Origin of the sequence: Gilliamella sp. Fer4-1, assembly GCF_001690515.1 — a bacterium.
GTDB classification, from domain to species: Bacteria; Pseudomonadota; Gammaproteobacteria; order Enterobacterales; family Orbaceae; genus Gilliamella; species Gilliamella apicola_C.
In genome coordinates, this window is sequence record NZ_LZGZ01000182.1 from 1 (window position 1) to 3,613 (window position 3,613).

The window sequence follows — 3,613 nt, forward strand, 5'->3', positions numbered from 1 at the left end:
CACGGACAGGTTTATCTATGATACAATAAGCCTTAAATTATTTGCTTTAAATTATTCTTCCTATTGGCGTGGGAGTTTAATAATGAAAAAATATATCAAAATAGGCAAAAATAACCTTTTGAGATAATTAATAAAAGCTGCTATAAACATTGGTGTATCAATGAATTCAACTCTTAACAAATTTTCCATTGCTCCTATGCTGGATTGGACCGATAAGCATTGTCGCTATTTTCATCGAATTTTAACTAAGCAAACATTGCTGTATACCGAAATGGTAACAACAGGGGCAATTTTATTCGGTAAAGGCGATTATTTAGCGTTTAATCATGAAGAGCACCCAGTCTGCTTACAATTAGGCGGGAGTGATCCAAAAGCGTTAGCGCAATGTGCGAAATTAGCACAAGAGCGTGGTTATGACGAAATCAATTTAAATGTGGGTTGTCCATCCGATCGTGTACAAAATGGCATGTTTGGTGCTTGTTTAATGGGAAAAGCTGATTTAGTTGCAGACTGTGTTGCACAAATGCAAGATCAAGTTGGTATTCCAGTCACAGTAAAAACCCGAATTGGCATTGATGATTTTGATAGCTATGCTTTTTTGTGCCAGTTTATTGAAAAGGTGATGCCTTATACTAATACATTCATTGTACATGCGCGTAAAGCCTGGTTATCGGGATTAAGTCCTAAAGAGAATCGTGAAGTGCCACCGCTTGACTACGACCGTGTTTATAAGCTAAAACAAGATTATCCTCATTTAACCATAGCTATCAACGGTGGTATAAAAACAATGGATGAAATAAAACACCACTTACAATATGTTGATGGCGTAATGGTAGGGCGAGAAGCATATCAAAACCCTTGGTTATTGACTGAAATCGATTCGAAAATTTTTGGTGAAAAGCCCTCTGTCATCGCCCCGATATTGGCTATTCGTGCTCTTTATCCTTACATTGAACAGCAGTTAGCACAAGGTGCTCAGCTTAACCACATTATGCGTCACACTTTAGGCCTCTTTAATGGGTGTAAAGGTGCAAGACAATGGCGACGTTATCTTAGCGAAAATGCGCACAAAAAAGGAGCTGGAGTCGATGTGGTAGAACAAGCTTTAATGTTTATAGAATAGTTTTTATCGAATAGTTTTTATAGAATGGTTTTCCTAAAATTGTCATTATATTCGCTTATAATGACAACAATTGCACGCAGTTAGTGTATCGTTATATACTAGCCCACAATTTCTCTAATGGTTTTTATCTAGTGCGTTTAAATTCAAGTCAACAAAAAGCGGTCGAATATGTTTCAGGTCCTTGCCTTGTTTTAGCGGGGGCAGGATCAGGAAAGACGCGGGTTATCATCAATAAAATTGCCTATTTAATTCGGGTGAAAGAATATTTACCCCGTCATATTGTCGCAGTAACTTTTACTAATAAAGCAGCACGTGAAATGAAAGAACGTATTGCCCAATCGCTTAGTAAACAAGAGGCCAGAGGGCTGAAAATTTCCACATTTCATACTCTAGGATTAGATATTATTCGCCGAGAGTACAAGCATTTAGGTATAAAATCTAACTTTTCATTATTTGATGATCATGATCAAATAGCGCTACTTAAAGAGCTGACTCATCAATGGTTAGAGGGTGATAAGGATCTGATAAATCAGTTACGTGCAACAATCTCAAATTGGAAAAATGATATTGTTGACTCCACTCTTGCTATGGCCCGAGCGCAAACCAACAAAGAAAAGCTATTTGCCCATTGTTACCTGCTTTATGAAAAACAGCTAAAAGCATGCAGTATTTTAGACTTTGATGATCTGATTTTAATGCCCACACTGCTATTAAAAAATAACGAACAAGTGCGGGAAAAGTGGCAAAATAAAGTGCGTTATTTATTGGTTGATGAATATCAAGATACCAATACAAGCCAATATGAATTTATCAAATTGCTGGTTGGTAGCCGAGCTAAATTTACCGTTGTTGGTGATGACGATCAATCTATCTATTCTTGGCGTGGCGCAAGACCAAAAAATTTAGTATTACTCAAACAAGACTTCTCCCATTTAGAAGTGATTAAACTAGAACAAAATTACCGATCATCAGGTCGAATTTTAAAAGTAGCAAATATTTTAATTGAAAATAATCCACATATTTTTGAAAAAAAACTGTTTTCCGAACTGGGTTATGGTGACGTATTAAAAGTTATTTCTGCCGATAGTGAAGAGCACGAAGCCGAAAAAGTGATTAATGACCTTATTGGCCATCGCTTTGCTAATAACAGCCAATATGGCCAATATGCCATATTATATCGTGGCAATCATCAGGCAAGACTGATTGAAAAAATGTTAATGCAATACCGAGTGCCATATCGAATCTCTGGTGGTACATCGTTTTTTTCGAGAATTGAAATTAAGGACTTGATGGCCTATTTGCGTTTATTAACTAATCCTGATGATGATAATGCCTTTATTCGCATCATTAACACACCCAAACGAGAAATAGGTCCTGCAACCATTCAAAAACTGGGCGAATGGGCTAATCAGCGAGGAGTGAGTTTATACCAAGCAAGCCATGATATGGGCTTGACCGAGTTTCTATCTGGCAAACGCATGGAATCATTACAAGTTTTCATTCACTGGTTTGATACACTTATTCAAAAAACACATACAGAACCCATGAATGCTATTTATGAACTACTGCATGGCATTCATTATGAAAGTTGGATTTATGAGACATCCGCATCACCAGCAGCAGGGCAAATGCGCATGCGCAATGTTGAACAGTTGATTAGTTGGTTAAATGATATGTTACAAGGCGATGATATTGATGAAGCGATGACGCTTGAGCAAGCAGTTGCCAGATTTACCCTGCGTGATATGTTAGAACGTAACGAGACTGAAGAAGAGCTCGATCAGGTTCAACTCATGACATTGCATGCCTCTAAAGGATTGGAATTTCCTTATGTTTATTTGATCGGCATGTCTGAAGGCTTATTACCCCACCAAACCAGTATTGATGAAGATAATATCGAAGAAGAACGACGTTTAGCCTATGTCGGTATTACGCGAGCACAACGTGAACTCACCTTTTCATTTAGTCGGCAACGAAAACAATTTGGCGAAACGCTGCAAGTTGAACCGAGCCGATTTTTATTAGAGCTACCACAAGACGACTTAGCCTGGCAAGATCAGCGTAATGCATTATCACCCGAAAAAAAAATGCAACAAGGCCAAAGTCGGTTAGCGATGTTAAAGGCGCAAATAGCCAAAGCGAAATAATCAACGGTCAATAATCAAAATTAAATAACTAAATAATTAAAAATCATTATTATCTAAGGAACAATAAACGATAAAGTTTATCATTACAGCTATTTTAATTTTTACCTGCTGCTTTGCCAATGCGACAGAGTTAAAGTCTAAAACTTATAACCTGCGATTTTTTACCTTGCTTAAAAAATTTCAAGCCGAAAAAAACTTACCAAGGCTTGATACAGTAACAGGGAAAGAAATACTCAGTCAATTTACTGATCCTAAACTTATTGCGGATTTGTCAAAAGATAAGCTAGAAGAACAACTGAATATCACCAATTATATTAATTGGTTAGTTGAAACCTATTTAACT

Annotated in this window: 2 protein-coding genes; both read left to right on the plus strand. The window is 37.0% G+C overall.

The annotated features are described in order from the left end of the window. Positions 1-160: 160 nt before the first annotated feature. On the plus strand, positions 161-1,123 hold the full coding sequence (gene dusA, locus A9G30_RS06220; RefSeq protein WP_065588395.1) for a tRNA dihydrouridine(20/20a) synthase DusA: 963 nt from the start codon (positions 161-163) through the stop codon (positions 1,121-1,123). Between the two features lie 131 nt (positions 1,124-1,254). After that, positions 1,255-3,270 carry a DNA helicase Rep gene (gene rep, locus A9G30_RS06225; protein WP_065582724.1) on the plus strand — a complete coding sequence of 672 codons (2,016 nt, stop codon included), beginning with the start codon at positions 1,255-1,257 and terminating at the stop codon, positions 3,268-3,270. Positions 3,271-3,613 lie beyond the last annotated feature (343 nt).

What these genes read in the sequence shown, in the direction of transcription:
- dusA (WP_065588395.1), top strand. Translation starts at nt 161, where the DNA reads ATGAATTCAACTCTTAACAAATTTTCCATTGCTCCTATGCTGGATTGG.